General features: G+C 72.7%; 18 protein-coding genes. 8 read left to right on the forward strand and 10 right to left on the reverse strand.

Annotated elements, in window-relative coordinates; all coding sequences use genetic code 11:
* Positions 1-172: 172 nt before the first annotated feature.
* On the reverse strand, positions 173-3268 hold the full coding sequence (locus BT341_RS20000) for an AfsR/SARP family transcriptional regulator (protein WP_245805329.1): 3096 nt from the start codon (positions 3266-3268) through the stop codon (positions 173-175).
* A 150-nt stretch (positions 3269-3418) separates the two neighbouring features.
* On the opposite strand from BT341_RS20000, the gene BT341_RS20005 reads away from it, so the two are divergent.
* Entirely contained in the window at positions 3419-4639 is a 1221-nt protein-coding gene (locus tag BT341_RS20005) for a hypothetical protein (protein WP_072477745.1), read from the forward strand.
* Between the two features lie 362 nt (positions 4640-5001).
* Here the strand turns inward: BT341_RS20005 and BT341_RS20010 are convergent, their stop codons facing one another.
* From BT341_RS20010 to BT341_RS20045, 8 genes are all read right to left on the reverse strand, one after another.
* Positions 5002-7035, reverse strand: coding sequence for a tetratricopeptide repeat protein (locus BT341_RS20010; protein WP_072477746.1), 2034 nt, complete (start codon positions 7033-7035; stop codon positions 5002-5004).
* A 153-nt stretch (positions 7036-7188) separates the two neighbouring features.
* On the reverse strand, positions 7189-7542 hold the full coding sequence (locus tag BT341_RS20015; RefSeq protein ID WP_072477747.1) for a helix-turn-helix domain-containing protein: 354 nt from the start codon (positions 7540-7542) through the stop codon (positions 7189-7191).
* A gap of 141 nt (positions 7543-7683) precedes the next feature.
* Positions 7684-9048, reverse strand: coding sequence for a sensor histidine kinase (locus BT341_RS20020; protein ID WP_072477748.1), 1365 nt, complete (start codon positions 9046-9048; stop codon positions 7684-7686).
* A complete protein-coding gene (locus BT341_RS20025) occupies positions 9045-9731 on the reverse strand; it encodes a response regulator transcription factor (RefSeq protein ID WP_072477749.1) in 687 nt (228 codons plus the stop codon). The genes BT341_RS20020 and BT341_RS20025 overlap by 4 nt, the downstream gene beginning before the upstream one ends.
* A 45-nt stretch (positions 9732-9776) precedes the next feature.
* Positions 9777-9959 carry a hypothetical protein gene (locus tag BT341_RS20030; RefSeq protein WP_072477750.1) on the reverse strand — a complete coding sequence of 61 codons (183 nt, stop codon included), beginning with the start codon at positions 9957-9959 and terminating at the stop codon, positions 9777-9779.
* Complete coding sequence (locus BT341_RS20035) at positions 9956-10381, reverse strand: hypothetical protein (RefSeq protein WP_072477751.1); 426 nt, start codon at positions 10379-10381, stop codon at positions 9956-9958. The genes BT341_RS20030 and BT341_RS20035 overlap by 4 nt, the downstream gene beginning before the upstream one ends.
* Before the next feature lie 69 nt (positions 10382-10450).
* Positions 10451-12202, reverse strand: coding sequence for a CocE/NonD family hydrolase (locus BT341_RS20040; protein ID WP_072477752.1), 1752 nt, complete (start codon positions 12200-12202; stop codon positions 10451-10453).
* A gap of 10 nt (positions 12203-12212) precedes the next feature.
* Complete coding sequence (locus tag BT341_RS20045; protein WP_072477753.1) at positions 12213-12758, reverse strand: TetR/AcrR family transcriptional regulator; 546 nt, start codon at positions 12756-12758, stop codon at positions 12213-12215.
* Between the two features lie 23 nt (positions 12759-12781).
* On the opposite strand from BT341_RS20045, the gene BT341_RS20050 reads away from it, so the two are divergent.
* Together BT341_RS20050 and BT341_RS20055 are read left to right on the forward strand one after the other, a co-directional pair.
* Positions 12782-13219 (forward strand): SRPBCC family protein, encoded by a 438-nt coding sequence (locus BT341_RS20050; protein WP_072482066.1) that lies wholly within the window; start codon positions 12782-12784, stop codon positions 13217-13219.
* A 40-nt stretch (positions 13220-13259) separates the two neighbouring features.
* Positions 13260-13631, forward strand: a complete 372-nt coding sequence (locus BT341_RS20055; protein ID WP_072477754.1) for a winged helix-turn-helix transcriptional regulator — start codon at positions 13260-13262, stop codon at positions 13629-13631.
* Positions 13632-13634: 3 nt separating this feature from the next.
* Here the strand turns inward: BT341_RS20055 and BT341_RS20060 are convergent, their stop codons facing one another.
* The gene (locus BT341_RS20060) at positions 13635-14231 is read right to left on the reverse strand and encodes a TetR/AcrR family transcriptional regulator (RefSeq protein WP_072477755.1); all 597 of its coding nucleotides are present in this window, start codon (positions 14229-14231) and stop codon (positions 13635-13637) included.
* 117 nt (positions 14232-14348) lie between these two features.
* Between BT341_RS20060 and BT341_RS20065 the strand changes: the two genes are divergently transcribed.
* The 5 genes from BT341_RS20065 to BT341_RS20085 all read left to right on the forward strand — a co-directional run bounded on the left by BT341_RS20065 (position 14349) and on the right by BT341_RS20085 (position 18888).
* A complete protein-coding gene (locus BT341_RS20065) occupies positions 14349-14831 on the forward strand; it encodes a PH domain-containing protein (RefSeq protein ID WP_084742941.1) in 483 nt (160 codons plus the stop codon).
* Positions 14828-16294 (forward strand): PH domain-containing protein, encoded by a 1467-nt coding sequence (locus BT341_RS20070; RefSeq protein ID WP_072477757.1) that lies wholly within the window; start codon positions 14828-14830, stop codon positions 16292-16294. The genes BT341_RS20065 and BT341_RS20070 overlap by 4 nt, the downstream gene beginning before the upstream one ends.
* A 9-nt stretch (positions 16295-16303) precedes the next feature.
* Positions 16304-17068 (forward strand): isocitrate lyase/PEP mutase family protein, encoded by a 765-nt coding sequence (locus BT341_RS20075; RefSeq protein ID WP_072477758.1) that lies wholly within the window; start codon positions 16304-16306, stop codon positions 17066-17068.
* Positions 17069-17099: 31 nt separating this feature from the next.
* Entirely contained in the window at positions 17100-18110 is a 1011-nt protein-coding gene (locus tag BT341_RS20080; protein ID WP_072477759.1) for an aminotransferase class V-fold PLP-dependent enzyme, read from the forward strand.
* 181 nt (positions 18111-18291) lie between these two features.
* The gene (locus BT341_RS20085) at positions 18292-18888 is read left to right on the forward strand and encodes a hypothetical protein (RefSeq protein WP_072477760.1); all 597 of its coding nucleotides are present in this window, start codon (positions 18292-18294) and stop codon (positions 18886-18888) included.
* Positions 18889-18890 lie beyond the last annotated feature (2 nt).

Below are 18890 nucleotides of genomic sequence, written 5' to 3' on the forward strand. Positions count from 1 at the left end.
ATTGCCCCGGCTGCCGCGGAGGCTATGCCCTTGCTCCGCGCGAACGCAAGCCCTGCGACGAGTGGACTGCACCAACCATCATCCGTCGCGCGAACGGGTGAGCTGGCGCGCGCGGGCTACCTGCGAAGATGGCTCTCGGAAGGAAAAGAGTGGGTTTGGCGAGACCGAGGGATCACCCGTTCCGGTGGTTCCGTCGGGCCGTCGGCAACGGCGCGGGAAGCGACTCGGTGTCCTCATCGGAAATCCGAGCTTCGGGGATCTCCGGCACGGACGGGGCCTCGTCTAGGAGCCGCTCGATCCGTTCGGCTTTCGCCTTGCGGCGGCGGTCGCGGTAGAGGTCGGCGGCACGTTGCCACGTGACCCTGGCCTCGCGGATTTCTCCGCAACCGGACAGGACGTGCCCGAGCGACGTGAGCGCGCGCGCTTCGGCAGTCGCGGTGTGTGCTCGTGAGGCAAGATCGACGGCGTCCCGGGCGAAGGTGAGCGCTTCGTCGTGGCATCCTTCGTCGGACGCGAGGTGGGCGCGCACCGAGTAGAGCTTCATAGTGGCGACCAAGTCACGGACGAACGTCGAGAGCCGTAGGGCGTGCCCGCACTGTGTGTGGGCCGCCGCGAACTCGCCCAGCTGCCGATGGAGATCGGTGAGCTCGGTGTGGGTGGCGAGCTGTCCGGCGTCGTCGCCGATCAGTGTGCGCAGGTGCAGGGCCCGGTGGAAGTGGTGCAGCGCGTGCCGGCCACGGCCGAGCTCGACAAGTGTCTTGCCGAGTTCGTGGCTGGCCGTCGCCTGGCGCTCGGCGTTGCCGGTGGCTCGGGCTTCTTCGAGGCAGCGTTCGTAGAGCTGCGCCGCCTCGGCCAGTCGCCCGGCGTGGCGGCTGCACCGAGCCATGTTGAGCCGGACGGTCAACCTCCCCACCGGGTTGTCGTGGGCGGTCACGAGGTCGAGAGCCTGTGCCAGGTAGGCTTCGCCCGCCGCGTCGTGCCCCGCGAGAAGGCTGACGTAGCCCAGATCGTTCAGGGTGGCGGCTTCCGCGGTGTGGTCGCCCAGTGCCGCTGCCGAGCGCGCGGCCAGTGACAGGCCCGCCATTATGTCGTCGTAGAACCCGAACCGGTTCAAGATGCCGCCGGTGACGTGCGGCAGCCGCCAAGCATACGAATGCAGTCCGTGGTCGGCGGCGTACGAGCACATGGCGTTGAGGTTCGCCCGTTCGCGTAGGCACCAGCGGATGGCGCCGATCGGATCGGTGAACCGGGTCGGTGTGCATCCCGGCTCGACCGGCGGCATCGGTGGCATGAGCCGGTGTGGGTATACGACCCGGTTGGCGTTGTGTGCAGTGTGCAGGTAGTAGGAGGCCATCCGCAGGCGAGCGCGGTCGGCTTGCAGGCCCGAAGTGACCAGCGTCCGGGCGAAGTGGTGGAAGAGGTCGTGGATGCGGTACCGGTCCCCGTCGTTCGGCTGCTGGACGAGGTGTGCGGCCACCAGGACATCGAGTGCCCGGCGCCCTGCGGCGACGTCGACGCCCGCCGCCGCGGCGAGGACCTCCGCTCCCACCTCCACGCCGGGGTGCAGCCCGAAGAGGCGGAATGTCTCCTGCACCGAAGGGTCGAGACCGTGGTAGGACCACGAAAACGCCGAGAGCAGGTTGCTCGCTTCGCCGTCTCCGTCGTCGCCGATGGACAGCAGCAGGGCAGGGTCCCGCAGCTGGTCGACCAGCGTGCGGAGGCGGCTGCCCGCCCGTGTGGCCGCTCGCTCGGCGACGATCGTCAGGGCGAGGGGGATGCCTCCACACAGCCCGGCGAGGTTACGGAGCGCACTGGGCTCGCGGTCCAGCCGCGTACCGAGGCGCTGGCTGAGGAGCTCCACGGAAGCATCGGGCGACAACGGTGCCAGCGTGATCACGGGACAGTGGTGCCGGCGAGCGAGCTGGGTCAGGCGCTGCCGCGACGTGACGATGACCGCACAGTCCACCAGCACGCGCAGGAGCGGTTCGATGTGCGCGGTGTCGTGGGCATTGTCCAGGACGACCAGCATGGGGTGCTCGCGCAGGAGCCCGCGCAGCCGGGTGGCCCGCACGGCCGTGCCGACGATGCGGTCGACCGGGTAACCCAGGGCCGCCAGGAGGGTGTCGACGACTTGGGCGGGTTCTACCCGCGGAGCGGGCCCCACCCCGTGGAGGTCGATCAGAGCGACTCCACCCGGGAAGCGATCGACCGTCCGGTGGGCCCACCGGACGGCGGTGCTGGTCTTCCCGACCCCCGGCGGGCCGGTCAGCGTGACCAGGGCGGGGACGAACGACGTCGGGGACGGGCTGATCGCGGCGTCCAGTTCGGCGAGCACCTCGGTCCGGCCGGTGAAGTGCCCGACGTCGCGAGGCAATTCGCGCAGTGGGGTGGGGGCATCGTGCTGGCGGGCCAGCGCGGTTTCGAGGTCGTCGCTCCTGTCGGGCACGAGCCGCTCCGGCGCGCGGAGGTGCTCGTTTAGCGCCCGCAGGTCGTCTGCCGCCTCCCCGTCGTGGTCCTGCCGGAACTTCCGGTACATCTCGAGGAAGTACTCGTCCCGTGTCCGGTAGCGGCCGAGACCGGTCAGCGCCTGCAACCGGAGCTTCGCGAACCACAGCTCCGCCGAATAGTCGTTGCCGAGCTCGTCGAGTTGCCTGAGTGCTTCCGCCGGCTTGCCGACGGCAAGCAACTCGGCGAGCAGAAATGTGTTGGCCGGCATCCAGTCGTTGTCCATCACCGAGCTCCGCCAGGTTTCGGCGGGCGGCGAGGTGATTCCGGCCAGCGGTTCTTCTCGCCAGAGGGCGAGCGAGGCGTGCGCGGCTTCGCAGGCTCCCTGGTGATCGCCGGCATCGCTCAGCGTGTGCGCGTCGTGCATCGTCCGGCGGAAGACCTGGTAGTCGATCACGTCCGGGGCAACCTCGAGGCGGTAACCGCCGTTGCTCGCTATCATCTCCGCCGGCGCGCCGGCGGTTTCCAGCGCGTGCCGGATCCTGGCGGCGCACTTGTACAGCGCACCTTTCGGCGCCTGTGGCCGTTCTTCGTCGGGGTTCCACGCCCAGGCGACCAGCGAGTCGATCGACATGCGCTTGCCCGGCTGGGTCAGCAGGGCGGCCAGGACGTTGCGCTCGCGGCGATGAGACCATTTCACGGTCATATTCCCGTGCATGCGCACCGTTGTTTGCCCGAGAATTCCGAACGTGATGTCCATCCCGCTTCCCCTCTCCGCAGAAGCGTTCACCCCCGCTTCGTCGCGATTGATTTTCGCACTCATCTCGTCATAAGGCCAGGTCGGAACGGCTGGACAGAATTGCCGGAACGGTGGTGATCCATTGTCAGTGTTTTGTCCAGGACGCGGAAGTGGCTTGTCCGGAGCGCATTGCACGCTGGCTTCCGTCAATGCATGACGAATACGGGAGGGTGCGTGGAGATGGACCGATGGATTCGTGGGCCGATCGGCGCGGGCGCTGACTTGCGGGTCACTCGGCCTGCCTGCCGGACGGCGTTGGTGGTGGTGCCGACGGTGACCGCGGGGACGCGGTTGCTCGACGTGGTGCCGCTCCTGGAGACCGATCACCGGGTGCAGACGGTGTTCACCGTGCCGCAGACCCACGACAGCTGGCATGGTGTCGAGGAGTTCGTCCGCGCCCAGCACGGCCTGGTGCTGCCCTGGCACCAGGTTCTGCAGCATCGCTTCGATCTCGTCTTGGCCGCCAGCCATCGCCACCTCGAAGAGCTGCGTGGGCGGATCCTGCTGATCGGTCACGGGGCGGGCACCGCCAAGTCGCACCGCTACAGCAGGAAGGCAGGCGCGGCGACCATCCCGGCGACCGGCCTCGATCGCGAGCTGCTCGTCTATCGCGGCCGCATCCTGCCTTCGGTCCTCGCGCTCAACACCGACGCCGAACTGGAGAACGTGCGCAGCCTGTGCCCCGAGGTCGTTCCCTTCGCGGTGGTCACCGGAGACATCTGCCTCGACCGGATGCGGGCCAGTGCGTTCCTTCGCGAGCGATACCGCGACCGTCTGGGCGTCGCACCGGGACGGCGACTGGTCACCCTCAGCTCGACGTGGTCCACCGATTCGTCGTTCGGGCAACTGCCGAAGCTCGCTCGTGCGGTCCTCGACGCCCTGCCGCCGACTCGCTACGCCGTCGCCGCGGTGCTGCACCCCAACGTCTGGGCGGTGCACGGCCGGCGTCAGGTGACAGCCTGGCTGTCCGACTGCGTGCGCGACGGGCTGCTGCTGATTCCACCGGAGTCCGGCTGGCAGGCCACGATGATCGCCTCGGACTGGGTGATCGGTGACCACGGGTCGACCACCGCGTACGCGGCTGCCATCGGCTGCCCGATCACCCTCGCCGCGCACCCCGGGCCCGGCCTGCGGGAAGGTAGCCTCGCGGACCTCGTCCGCCGGCACGCTCCCGCACTCAGAAACGACCGCCCGCTGGCCGAGCAGGAAAACCTGGCGCTCGACGCGCGAGATCGGCTCACGCCGGTGGTTTCCGCCGCGGTTTCCTCCCGGCCGGGAGGAGCGGCCGCCGCGCTGCGGAGAGCGATGTACCGGCTGATGGAACTCGGTGAACCGCGGGGGAGGGCGGAGCCCGCCGTTCTGCCCGCGCCCGTGCCCTGCGGAGTGTGGCCATGACGACTCGCGGAACGGTACCTGGGGACGTCCTGACCCTCACCGTGCGCGCCCAGCCGGATGTACATGGTGTCGTCTGGGTCCGGCTCCAACAGCGCAACCGGACAACGGCCGATCTCCTGGTCGTCGCGGTTGGCCAGGCCCCTCGGGAGTGGGAGTGCTGCGGTGACGTCCTGTGCTGCCTGGACGCCGTGTCGCCGATCCACGCGGACGAGCTGATCGGCAAGGCGTTGGAGGAATACCCGGGAGCCGAGGCTGCGATATGCGCCTTTCCGGCCGGTTGCGCCGCCGGAATGTGCGGCACGGAGGTCCGGCGCTGGTGGCGGCAACCGTCGGCACCAGCGCCCTGGCACCGGTGGTTGCGGTCACTCTCCGGTGGCCGTGGGGAGTTCGGCAGCGCGCGGATCCCCGATGGCGGCATAGAGCTCGCGAGCTTCGGCGAAATGGTGGCGTGCTTCCTTGTCATGGCCACGGTCCAGCTCGAGGCGCCCGAGCGCGGCCAATAGTTCCGCAGTGTAGTACGGCGAGCCCAAGCGGCGGACTGCTTCGAGACCAGCAGACAGCATCCGGCGCGCGACGGCGTAGTCGCCGTCGCGCACCCGGATCGAAGCGAGCGTCATGAGGGCGCGGGCGTGCTGGTTGGCGTCGCCGAGTTCGGCCATCGAATTCGCGGCGGCTTCGAGTTCGACGATCGCCTCGGCGGTCCTGCCCTGCTTGGCCATGACCTCGCCGCAGCGACGCCGGCCAAGGGCGACCCCGCGGTCGTTGCCGAGCTGGGCCTGCAGCGCGACAGCCTGCCGGTAGAAGCCGAGCGCGCCGTTGAGGTCGCCGCGGCCTCGTGCGGCGCGCCCCAGCTGCGACAGGGCGGTCGCGCGCGTCTGTTCGTCTCCCACTTGTTCGCCGAGGCGCAGGGCAGCGAGGTTCTGCGTGACGGCTTCTTCGTACCTGTGGAGCTTGGCGTAGGCGAATCCCAGCTGAGCTCGCAGCCGGGCTTCGACCAGCGGGTGCCCGCACCGCCGTGCCGCTGCCACTCCCGCCACGCTCATCGGCAACCAGGCGTCGTAGTCGCGGTGGTGCAGGAAGTAACCCCAGGCAGCTTCGCAGAACTGCCAGACCTCTTCGTCCCACCCGTTCCGGGTTGCCTCGGTGAAGGTGGCGCGGAGCGTCGGAAGCTCCCTCCGCCACCACGCGACCGCTGCGGCCCGGTCGCGGAACGACGGGCTCGCCGCGGGAGACCGCGCGAACCGTGGCCGGTGCGGGTGGATCAGGTCGTCCGCGAGCTGGGCCCGGGCCAGGTACCAGCGCGCGAACCCGCGGGCGATCGTCTGCCGGTCGGCGGAAGTGTCTTCCCGCTCGGCGCGGATGCGGGCGTCCCGCCGGAGCACCTCGTGTTGTTTCACTCTGTCGTGGTCGGCGTCGGCCAGGAGATTAGCGTCGACCAGGGTCTCGACCTCGTCTTCGATCCGCTCGGCCGGGGCATCCAGTACGGCGATCAGTGTCTCGAGCCCGACCTCCGGGCCCGGATGCAAACCACAGACCCGGTACAGCCGGGCAGCGCCGCTGGGCAATTCGGCGTAGGCAGCGTCGAAAACCGCTTGGACGTCTTGTACGTCTTCCGGGAGCGGGCCCGCTTCTCGCAGGTACCGGTCGTAGGTCCGGGCTTCGCGTTCGAGCCGCCTGAGCGGCCGGGCCCGGAGCCGGGCGGCCACCACGCCGAGGGCCAGCGGCAGCCCGCCGCACGTGCTGACGATGCTCCGGACCGCTGCGGGTTCGGCGGCCAGGCGTTCAAGCCCGACCACCGAGCCGAGGAGCTGGCTGGACCGGGCCTCGTCGAGAGGGGCTACGTCGACGAGCGTCGCGTCGTCGATGCCGAGCCCGGCGAGCCGTCGCCGGCTGGTCACGACGACCAGCACGGACGACGTCGCGGGCAGCAGGGTCCGGACCTGGGCGGCGGACACCGCGTCGTCCAGCAGGACTGCCAGTGTGCGCCCGGCGGTAACCGTGCGGAAGACCCCAGAGCGGCCGAGAGGACCGGATGGGATGTCCCCGGCGGCCACACCCAGCGCGGTCAGGAATCCGTGCAGCACGTCCTCCGGTCGCGCCGGGCTACTGTCGGCGTCGGTCAGCGGGGCGTAGAGGAGGCCGCCGGGAAACTCCGCGCGTCGCCGGCTCAGCCAGTGCACTGCGACCGCGGTCTTGCCGACTCCGCCGATGCCGTTCAAGACGACGAGCGGGCGCCGGGCGTCCCGGCGGGCCCACACGTCGTCGAGCTGCGCGAAAACGTCGTCACGGCCGACGAGGTCCCCGGTCGCGGCGGGGAGCTGGACGGGGCCGGGAATGCGGTTATGCCCGCCCGGCCCGCCTGTCGCCGTGGTCGGCTGGTTCGCCGGCTCGTCCATCCGAGATCTCCCCCGCAAGTCCCGAACTTCTTTGTCTACAGGCCGGCCGGCCGGTTTCGTCGCTGGATGGTGGAAGGACCACTCGAAAGCACGAGCTGCTCCCGTGCAGATGCACGCGAGGAAATCGAAATGGGTGACGACGGACACGATGCGTCAGCTGTCGGGTGTGCCGCGCGTCGACGGGCGCAACTGCACTCCGTGACCGAGCAGCAGCTCGCGTACTCGTTTGTAGTAGAGGCCGTATTTCTTGGCGAGTTGCAAAATGCTGGCGCCTTGGCGGTACTCCTCGGCCAGCTGGTCCACTGGCACCGGGCTTGTCTTCGGGGACGGGCGGCGCCGAAGATCGGCACCTGCCTTGAGAAGCTTTCTCCGCATCCACGTGTAACTCAGTCCCGCCTTCTCGGCGAGTTCGTGGATGGAAGCACCCTGTTCGTAGGCTTGGACCAGCCGCCTGCTCCGTTCAGCGGGATCGCCGTCGTCGCCGTCGTGTTTTCCTTGATCCTCCATCGGTTCCGCACTCCCGTCACACCGTCGGTGCCTGGAATTCGGTGGGTCCGATGTTGCCGAACCGGACACCATTGTGAAGGTGAGACGCACCACTCCAGCGTTTCTGTCGTGGATTCCTGATGCCGAGTTACGAACGGGTGATCAGGGCGCCGAGACGTCGGCGAGCGGGAAAGTCATCGTGAACGCCGCCCCGCCTTCCGGGGCCGGGCCCGCGGTCAGTGTTGCGCCCATGCGGGTCACCAGGCCGTGGACCAGCGCCAGCCCGATCCCGGACCCCACCGGCCGCCGGTCGCGGTAACGCGCGTTCAGCACGCCGCGCTCGAACGCCACCGGGTAGTCCTCCGGGGCCAGGCCCGGGCCGCCGTCGCGGACCGACAGCTCCGCCGACGTCCCCGACACCGTGAGCGAGAACACCATCGGCGCGCCCGCCGGGGTCACGCGCAGGGCGTTCTCCGCCAGCCCGTCGACCACCTGACGCAGGCGGCGGGCGTCCGCCGGCACTCGCACCGGGGACGACGGCGCCGTGACCGACAGCCGCACCTGCTCCCGCGCGCACCGCAGCTGCCAGACCTCCGCGCAGTCGCGGACCAGCGCGCCCAGGTCCACCGATGCGACGTCCAGCCGGAACTCGTCCGCGCCCAGCCGGGCCAGCTCCAGCAGGTCCGTGACCAGCCGCTCGAGCCGCTGCGCCTCCCGCTGGATCGTCTGCCCGGCCCGGCGCGCCTCCGGCCCCGCCGCGACGCCGTCCGCGATCGCCTCCGCGAACCCCGTCACGGCGGTCAGCGGCGTCCGCAGCTCGTGCGACACCGACAACAGGAACTCGCGCTGCCGCGCCTCGCTGACCGCCAGCGCGTCGGCCAGCGAATTCAGCGACCCGGCGACCTCCGCCACCTCTCGCGGCCCCTCCACCGGCACCCGCACGTCTCGCCGTCCCGCCCGCAGCGATCCCGCGGCCGCCGCGGCCCGGCGCAGGGGTCGGCCCAGCAGGCGCCCCGAGACGAACCCGGCCGCCGCCGCCACCAGCAGCCCGATGCCCAGCGCCAGCAGGATGTTGCGCACCAGTGCCCGTTGCGTCGTTTCGGCGTTGCGGGCCGGCAGCACCAGCGCGAACGCCGCGCCGCGCGTGCCGACCACCCGCGTCTCGACCAGGTACTGCGCGCCGCCGACCGTGACGCGGCCGGAGCGGTTCGCGCCGAGCCCGAGCTTCGTCGCGGCCTGCACCGCGACCGCGTCCCCGAGCGCCTGGCCGCCCGCGCGCCGGACGACCACGGAGATGCCCTGCCCGCGCACGACGTCGGCGACCTTCCCGACGCCCAGCCGGTTCCCGATGCCGGTTTCGTCCAGTTGCGACGCGACGACGTCGGCCTGCGCGGCCAGCGACGACTGCAGCGCGTTGTCGGCCGTCGTGCGCACGAGCCGGGCCGCGACGAGCCCGGCCACGATCACCGCCACCCCGGCGACCGCGAGGCAGACCAGGGTGATCCGCCCGGCGAGCGTGCCCCTCACGCCGGGTCCGCCGCGTACCCGATGCCGCGCACCGTCCGGATCGGACTGGCGGCACCGAGTTTCGCCCGCAGCTGCGCCACGTGGACGTCCACCGTCCGCGTGCCCGCCGCCGCCGCGTAACCCCAGACCGCGCTGAGCAGCTGCTCGCGCGAAAGCACCTGCCCCGGGTGCCGGAGCAGGTGCGTCAGCAGGTCGAACTCGGTCGAGGTCAGGGAGATCTCGGTGTCGCCGGCCCACGCACGGCGGCTGGTCACGTCGACCCGCGCGCCGCCGACGGCGAACGTCTCGGCCGCCGGTGACGCGCCTGCCGCGCGCCGCAGCACCGTCCGGACCCGCGCGGCCAGCTCGCGCGGGCTGAACGGCTTGGTCAGGTAGTCGTCCGCCCCGATCTCCAGACCCAGCAAGCGGTCCAGCTCGTCGTCGCGGGCGGTGACGAACAGCACCGGGGTCCAGTCCCCGGCCGCGCGCAGCGCCTTGCAGATCTCGATCCCGTCCATTCCGGACAGTCCGATGTCGAGCACGATCGCCACCGGCTTCAGGCGCCGGACCGCTTCGAGGGCGCGCCCGCCGTCGGCCTCGACGTGCACGCCGAAGCCGTCGCGCTTGAGGTAGAGCGCCGCCAGCTCGGCGATCGCGGCCTCGTCCTCGACCACGAGGACGAGGCCGCGTCCCGGTGACCCCATGCCTGCTCCCGTCTCCGCCGCCGTCACCGGGGAAACGCTAGCCGCTCAGGGCGTGCCATCGCTGTTCATGTCGGACTCGATGCCGTTGAGTGTCGACTCGATCCCGCTCAGCTCCGAAGTCGGCGGCGTGTTGTCCGGCGACCCCACCAGGTCGTCGCGGCAGGCCGAGCAGCTCAGCGCGATGAGCGCGACGGCCCCGGCCGCGGCCGCGATCCGCGCGCTCCTCACTTGCTCGGCGCCGTCGACGGGGCGGCCGGCTTGCAGTGCGCGGCGGCGAAGGCGTCGAGCTTCTGCTTCGCCGCGTCCAGCTCGCCGATGCGGCCCTGCCGCTTGGTGGCGCGCTGGTCGAGCTGGTCGGCGCGGTCGTTGTGCCCCTTCGCGCGCTGGTCGGCGGCCCGGGCCTTCAAGTTGGCGACCGAGCCCTTCACCTCGGGACCGCCGTTGATCCGCTTCTCCAGGTTTTCGGCCCGCTTCTGCAGCTTCGGCACCCAGTCGCCGCAGACCTGCGCCGACTCGCCGGGGCTGAGCGTGATCGGCGCGACCGGCGCCGGCGACGTGGTCTCGGCCGAGGCCAGCGGCGCCGCGGCCAGCAGGCAGGCCGCGCTCGCGCCGCCCGCCAGTGCCAGCCGCGTCCAGGTCGTTCCTCGCATCGTGTCTCCTCGTGTCCGTCCGGGGGTACGAGGACCACTTTCGCCGGACGGTGTTCGAGGGACGTGCGCCTAGTGTTCGGGGTGTGTAAGGCCGAAGCCGACCGACGTCCGCGCGAGGTCGAACGTCAGCGTGTCGCCCAGTGCCGGCAGCGCCGGGTCGAACAGCTGCCCGTCGGTGCCGCCGAGCAGCAGGCCGAGCCGGTGCCCGGCCGGGACGACGTGGTCGAGCGCGGTCAGCGTGAACGTCATGGTGTACGCCCGGCCCGGGACGAGCGGTTCGCCGTGCCACAACGACGCGTGGTGCCCGAGGTCGGCCCAGCCGGCGGCGACGATCCGGTGGTCCGCGCGCACGAGGTCGGTGGCCGTGTCGAGGAAGCACGCGCTGTCCGCCGCCGTGCTGGAACCCCAGCACGACCGGGTGGCCAGGTTCCGGATGCCGCTGCCGTAGTCCGCGGTGTTGCGGACGTCGGCCGGGCCGTAGTCGACGAGCGCGACGCCGAGCCGGGCGACGGGTTTGTCGGACGACGCGGTGACGGTCACCGACGGCGACCCGGCGATCCGCACCGGCGCCGGCAGGGGAGCGCCGGTGAACCGCGCGGCCGACACGCCGGCCGCCCACTGCTCGCGGGTGACCGCGGGGTCGTCGGCCACGGTGGCGGTGCCGGAACCGGTCGGTCCCAGCGCGCCGCCGGCCGACGGGCGGAGCGTCACCGGCAGTGTCGCCGGCGGCCAGCCGCGGAGGTCGGTCCAGTGGTCCGGCGTGGCTTCGAGGTGCACGGCGGGCTGGTGCTCGACGCCGTTGCGCAGGCCGAGCAGCCACCGGTCGAACCAGCGGTGCAGCGTTTCGACCCACTGCGCGCGTTGCAGGTCGAAGGGGTCGGTGTGGCCGGCCTGGCTCAGCCACGCCTTGCGCGGGACGCCGGCCCGGCCGAGCGCGTCCCAGTAGCTCGCGAACTGGTTCGGCGCCACGACCCAGTCGCCGAAGCCCTGCGCGATGAGCACGCTCGCCTGCCCGGGGCGCGGGACGTAGTGCACGCTCTGCCAGTAGGCGTTGTAGTCGCCGTTGGTGCCCGCCCGGGCTTTGACGTCCGCTTCGAACGGCTTGCACAGCTCGGCGGCCCGCGCGTTGTAGGTGAACGAAGACCCGGTGTTCTCCGGCGCGGCCAGGGGAGCGCCGTTCGCGACGAGCTGGGCGTAGTTGTCGGCGACGCCTTCGATCGGCACGATCGTCTTCAGTCCGGGAACGCCCGAAGCGGCCATGCCGATCGCGGTCGCGCCGTCCTGCGACTTGCCGATCGCGCCGACGTCCCCGGTGGCCCAGCCGGCCGTGACGGGGGAGCCGCCGTCGGGCGCGTCGAACGCCTTCGCCCGGCCGTTGAGCCAGTTCACGACCGCGTTGCCGGACTCGACGTCGGCGAAGCAGCCGGACGACCGGTTCGTGCCGCCGACGTCGGCCAGCACCACCGCGTAGCCGCGGGGCACGAAGTAGTTGTCGTAGAACAGCGGGAACTGCTGCGGGGTCCCGTCGGGCGCGTACGTCTTCTTCTGCGCTTCGTTGCCGCGGCCGCAGCACGCGTAATACGGGCTGACGTCGAGGATCACCGGGACGCGGACGCGCGCGGCGGGCCGGATGACGTCGGCCGCGATCCGGTCGATCCTGCCGTCGTGGTCGTGATCGGTGCCGGTCTCGACCCAAGCCGTCTCGCGGATCGCGTCCGCGTAGGAGTAGATCGGCCGGCTTTCCGGTGGTGCCGCCGACGCCGCGGGCGCGAGACCCGCCGTGAGGAGCAAGGAACCGAGAAACCCCAGTAGCAGACGCATCGCGCCAGTATCACGCGTGCCCGCCGGACATGGCCAGGAACCGTTCCATCGCGGCGTCCACGGCGGCGCGGTCGCCGGTGGTGACCAGGTCCAGCAGCAGCCCGCGGGCCACGGCGAGGCCGAGCCGGGCGTGGGCGGCCCGGTCGGCTTCCGGGACGCCGAGCCCGGCCAGGAGGGCTTCGATCGGGCCGAGCCAGTCGTCGACGACGCCGTCGAGCAGCCCGGTGGTGCCCGGCGTGCCGCCGAGTGCCTGGCCGTAGAGCTGGAAGAACAGCTTCTCGTTGGCGCGCAGGGACTCGTCGGTGAGCCGCCGCCAGAACTCCCGGCCCGCGTCGGCCGGGCCGAGGCCGGCCAGCGCCGCCCGCTGCCGGGCTTCCACCTCCCGCGCGACCGCCGTGAGCAGGCCTTCCTTCGAGCCGAAGTGGTAGATCAGCATGCGGTGGCTGGTGCCGAGGTCCGCGGCCAGCGCCCGCAGGCTCTTGCCCGCGCCGCCGTGGCGGGCGATGTGGTCGATCGCCGCGTCGAGCAGCTTCGCGCGCGGGCTTGTCCCGATCATGTACCGAATGGTACATGTACCGGATGGTACAGAGAATCTCGGTCCGCGTGGTGACGCCCGCGGACGCGGACACCGTGTACGCGTTGCTGCGGGACGGCGCGAGCTGGCCGCGCTGGTCGCCGCTGGGCTCCTTCGAACTGGTCCGCGAGGGCGACGGCGAGCCGGAGGGGCTCGGCGCGGTCCGGCTGTTCCGGACCGGCCGCGTGCGCTCGTACGAAAAGATCGTCGCGCTCGAGCCCGGCCGCCGGTTCGGCTACGCGCTGGAGCACGGCCTGCCGCTGCGGGACTACGTCGCCTACGTCGACCTGTCGCCGGTCGAGGGCGGGACCGAGATCCACTGGCACTCGACGTTCACGCCGAAGATCCCCGGCACCGGCTGGTTCTACCGGCGCTTCCTGGGGTCGTTCATCAAGCGGGTCGCCGCCGGGCTGGCCGCCGCGGGACGCACCACCACCGTCTGAACGGCGTGTTACTCTCCCCGGGAAACCGAGGAGGCGGCCCGTGTTCCCGGACCCGTACGACCGCAACTGCCCGACCCGCCAGCTGCTCGACCGCATCGGCGACCAGTGGACGGTGCTCATCGTCGGCGCGCTGAAGGCCGGTCCGCTGCGGTTCACGGAGATCGCCCGCCGGGTCGACGGGATCTCGCAGAAGGTGCTGACGCAGACGTTGCGCAGCCTGGTCCGCGACGGCCTGCTGACGCGCACCGCGTACCCGACGATCCCGCCGAAGGTCGAGTACGAGCTGACCCCGCTCGGCCGCACCCTGTCCGAGCCGCTGGACGTGCTGGACCAGTGGGCCCGCCGCCACATGAGCGCGGTCCAGCGGGCCCGGGACGCCTACGACGCGGAACACACGCCCGCCTCGGCCTGAGGCTCAGGCGCCGAACAGCCGGTCCAGGTAGTAGTCCACAGTGGACACCGCGTCCGCCGGGGTCCGGTGGCCCATCAGGATTTCCGAGCCCTGCGAGTCGGCCAGCGCCCACAGGATCGCCGCCTCCGCCGCCGGGTCGGCCGACGCCGGGACGTCGCCGGCCGCCTGGGCCTGCCGGATCTGGCCGGCGAAGAACTGCAGCAGCTCGGGCGTGCCCTCGCCGAAGACCTTCGCCATCGCCGGATCGGCCACCGCGCGGATGAAGTACGCGACGCCGATGAGGAAGTCGGCTTCGCTCTCGGGGTCCCGCGGCAGGATCTCGACGAGGCAGGCGCGCAGGATCGACCGCGGCGTGGGCGGGCCCTCCGCCAGGACCTTCGCGGTGATCCGTTCGGTGCGCAGCTTGTGCCGGTGCTCCAGGGCGAAGAGCAGCATCTCGTCCTTCGTCTTGAAGTAGTGCTGCACCGACCCCATCGACATGCCCGCTTCGGCGGCCACCTGGCGCAGGCTGACGCCCTCCAGCCCGGCGCGGGTGGTCAGCCGCTGCAGTGCCTCGGCGATCTGCACCCGGCGCTGGTCGTGGTCCACCCGTTTCGGCACGTCGCTCCCTGACCCGGCGGTTGTCATGCGATCGCATTGCGAAAGCCGTGGCTCCGCGGTTACGATGCGATCGCATGGTAACCGACCTCCGGGGGGATTCCGGTGCCGACCGGACCAGTGAAACTCAGGCCGCCGCGCCATCCGCTCGACCGGCGGGCGATCGCCTGGTGGCGCGCGCAGGGCGCGCTCGTCTTCGGAACGGCGGCCCTCGTCCTGGCCCTGCCCGGCGCGCTCGTCCCGCCCGCCGCGCCGTGGCTGCTGGGGCCGGCCGCCGTCGTCGCCGTGCTCGGCGCGGCCTGGTGCGCCGTGCTGCCGCGGTGGTGGTTCGGCCTGCACCGCTGGGAAGTCACCGGGACCGCCGTCTACGTGCGCTCGGGCTTCCTGCGGCAGGAGTGGCGGGTCGCGCCGCTGTCGCGCGTCCAGACCGTCGACACGCTGCGCGGGCCGCTGCAGCAGCGCTTCGGGCTCGCGACGGTCACGGTGACGACGGCGTCCGCGCGCGGCGCGGTCAGGCTCCGCGGGCTCGACGCGCGGGTCGCCGCCGACGTCGCCGAGCAGCTGACCGAACGCACCGAAGCCACGCCCGGGGACGCGACGTGACCGGCTGGCGCCGGCTCGACCGGCGCACCCTCGGCGTCACCGCCGTCGTGCTGAGCGGGGCGGCCGTCCCGCCCGCGGTCCCGGTCGCCGCCGGCCTCCGGGCGCCGTGGCTCGTCCCGGTGGCCGTCCTGCTGGTCGCCGGTGCCGGGGTGCTGGCGGACTTCCTCCGGTGGCGGCACACCCGGTTCCGCTGCACGCCCGACCGCCTGGAGCTGGAGTTCCGGTTCGTCGCCCACACGCGCAAGTCCCTGCCGTGCGACCGGATCCGCACCGCCGACCTGACGGCGGGCCCGCTGCACCGCGCGTTCGGCCTCGCGGTGCTGACCGTCGGCACCGGGCAGCACGAGAGCGCCGGGCGGGGCCGGCTCACCCTCGCCCCGCTGGCCAGGGCGGACGCCGAAGCCCTGCGGACCGAGCTGCTGCACCGCGTCACCCTGCCCCCGGCCACCGGCGGCCCGCTGGCGCGCTTCGACCCGCGCTGGATCCGGTACGCGCCGCTGTCGTTCGTCGCGCCGGCCCTCGGGCTGGCCGCCTTCGGCACGGTGTTCAAGGCCGCCGACTGGTTCGGCGCCGGCAGCGGGCTGTGGCACTGGCTGCTGGCCCGCTTCGGCGGCCTGCCCCTGGCCGTGAGCATCCTGCTCCTGCTGGTGGCCGCCATCGTGGCCGGCGTGGTGGGGGCGGTGGGGCTGTTCACCGAAAGGTGGTGGAACCACCGGCTGGAGCGCGAGCGCGGTGGCACCCTGCGCGTGCGCCGCGGCCTGTTCACGACCCGCTCGACCACGCTCGAGGAGCGGCGGCTGCGCGGCGTCGAACTCGTCGAGCCCCTCGGGGCCCGGCTCGCCGGCGCCGCGCGGGTGGACGCCATCGCCACCGGCATCGAGCACGACGACGACCGGGCCGAAGCCAAGACGCTGCTGCCGGTGGCACCACGCGAAACGGCCCTCGACGTGGCCGCGCGGGTCGTGGGCGAGCCCGTCGACGGCGTCGCGCTGGTGCCGCACCCGCCGGCCGCGCGGGGACGGCGGCTGCGGTGGGCCCTGCTGACGGCCCTCGCGCCGGTGCTGACGCTGCTGGCGCTGGGCGCGCTGCTCACCGACGTCCTGCTGGTGCTGGGCGGCGTCCTCGCCGTGGTCGCGCTGCCGGCCGCGGTGCTGCTGGGCCTGGACGCCTACCGCGGCCTCGGGCACGGCCGCACCGGCCGCCACCTGCTCACGCGGGCCGGCACCCTCCGCCGCGGCACAGCCGTGCTGGCGCGGGACGGGGTGATCGGCTGGACGGTGACGCAGTCGGTGTTCCAGCGCCGCCGCGGGCTCGCGACCTTCACCGCGACCACCGCGGCGGGCTCCGGCGCCTACTCGGTGCGCGACGCCGATGCCGACGAAGGCCTCGAGTTCGCCACGGCGGCCGTGCCGGGGTTGCTGGCGCCGTTCGCTTCGGTGCCCGCCGAAGCGTCGCGGGCCTAGGTTCGGGGCATGGACGAATTCCGTGCCCTGCACGTCCCCGGGAACCCGCTGCTGCTGCCGAACGCGTGGGAGTTCGGCGTCGGCGCCTTCCTCGCCGCGCAGGGCTTCCGCGCCCTCGGCACGACCAGCCTCGGCGTGTCCGCGGCGGCGGGCGAGCCCGACGGCGCGCCGTCCACGCGGGACGCGACCGTCGCGCTGGCCCGCCGCCTGGCCCGGCTGGACGCGCTGGTCAGCGTCGACATCGCCGACGGCTTCAGCGCGGACCCCGCCGAGGTGGCCGACCTCGCGGCGGAGCTGGCCGACGCCGGCGCGGCCGGCGTCAACCTCGAAGACGGCCGCGCCGGCGGCTCCCTCGCCCCGGCCGAGGTCCACGCCACCCTGGTCGAGGCGGTGAAGGCGCGGGTCCCGGACCTGTTCGTCAACGCGCGGACCGACACGCACTGGCTGGGTGACCGTTCGATCGCCGAAGCCGAGCGGCGGGTGCGGGCGTACGCGGCGGCGGGCGCGGACGGCGTCTTCGTGCCGGGCCTGGCCGCCCCGGCGGACGTCGAGCGTGTCGTCGCCGCCGGGATCCCGGTCAACCTGCTGTTCCTGCCGGGGAAGGTCACCGTGGCCGGGCTGGCGGAGCTGGGCGTCGCGCGGGTCAGCCTGGGCTCGCTGCCGTACCGGGTCGCGCTCGCGGCCGCCGCGGAGACCGCGCTGGCCGTGCGCGACGGCCGGGAACCGCCGTTGCGCCCGCCGAGCTACGCCGACGTCGTCGCCTTGCTGCCGTAAACGGGTTGCCCCGGTCTGCTTGGCTCGGCTCATGCGCGCCTTCGGAACCGAGTTCGCCTGCCCGCCCGGATACCTCAACACGGCCAGCGTCGGCATCCCGCCCGCACCGGTCGCCGCCGCCGTCGCCGAGTCGGTCGAGCGGTGGCGCACCGGGGCGAGCCGGCCCGGGGACTTCGACGCCTACGTCGCGCGGTCGCGGGCCGGGTTCGCCCGGCTGCTCGGCGTGGACCCGGGGCGCGTCGCGATCGGCGCGTCGGTCTCGCAGCTGGTCGCCAACGTCGCCGCCGCACTGCCCGCCGGCACCCGCGTGCTCGCCGCGGAAGGAGACTTCACGAGCGTGACGTTCCCCTTCGCGGCGAACGGCGCCACGGTCACCGAAGCGCCGCTGGAAGCGCTGCCCGCGCGGGTCGAGGGGCACGACGTCGTCGCGGTGAGCGTCGTCCAGTCCGCCGACGGCCGGATCGTGGACCTCCCGGCGCTGCGGGCCGCGGCCGAGGCGGCCGGCGCGGCGGTGCTGCTGGACGCCAGCCAGGCGGCGGGCTGGCTGCCGCTGGAGGTCGCCTGGGCGGACTGGGTGGTCGCGGCGGGCTACAAGTGGCTGCTGTCGCCGCGCGGGAGCGCGTGGCTCGTGGTGCGGCCGGACGCGGGGGAGCGGACCCGGGCGGTGGCGGCGAACTGGTACGCGGGGGAGGACCCGTGGTCGACGGTCTACGGCCTCCCGCTGCGCCTGGCCGGCGACGCCCGCGCGTTCGACCTCTCGCCGGTCTGGCTGGCCCAGGTCGGCGCCGCGGCGGCGCTGGAGTACCTCGGCGGCCTCGACCTGGCGGCCGTCGCGGCGCACGACGTCGGCTTGGCCGACTCGCTGCGCACGGAGCTGGGGCTCCCGCCGGGTGGCACGGCGATCGTCTCGCTCGACGGCGACCCCGAGCGGGCCGCGGCGGCGGGGATCGTCTCCAGCGTCCGCGGCGGCCGCGTGCGCGTCGGCTTCCACCTCTACAACACCGCTGACGACGTCGAACGCGTCTTACACGCGTTCGGGTGAACTCGCCGGGGGCGGTGAACCACCTCCCGGGGGCTTGCGGGCGAAGCCCGCGGCGGGGGTCTGGGGGCGGCGCCCCCGGGGAAGAGCACTACCGTATGGCCCCGTGGTTGGTGCGCATTTCACCCCAGGCCCGTCCGACACGGCCCCGCTCGGCGCGGTTCCCCCGCAGCCCCGCCCGCCCGTGCCGGGACCGCCGGCGCGGGACACCCGGTCCCTGCTGCTCAAGGGCGCCGGGCTGGTGGCGATCGCCGTCGTCTCGGGGCTGCTGTGGTTCCTGATCCGGCACGACTCGACGCCGGAAGAGCCGGTCGCGCAGCCGCCGGCCCAGAACACCGGGCAGTTCCAGTTCACCCAGGTCGCCGGGCCGGAGAAGACCACGGACTGCGCCGCGAAGTCGTACGGCAAGACCCACGACTTCTTCCAGGACAACCCGTGCCAGTCGCTGGTGCGCGCGCTCTACACGACCGAGTCGGGCGGCGCTAAGGCGCTCGTGTCGGTGGTCGTGGTCGGGATGCCGGACTCGGCGAAGGCGAAGGCGCTCAAGGCGCTGACCGAGAAGGACGGCACCGGCAACGTCACGGACCTGGTGAAGGACAAGACGTTCGCCGGCAAGGGAACCCCGAGCGTGAGCGGCTCCGACGCGGCGTACGCCTCGAAGGTCGAGGGCACGAACACGACGATCGTGCTGGCCGACTTCTACGCCCAGCACACGGACGAGACCCTGCTCAAGAAGATCGCCGCCGACGCACTCCGCCTGTCCGCCGACCTCAAGGGCTGACC

Source organism: Amycolatopsis australiensis (genome assembly GCF_900119165.1).
Lineage (GTDB): Bacteria > Actinomycetota > Actinomycetes > Mycobacteriales > Pseudonocardiaceae > Amycolatopsis > Amycolatopsis australiensis.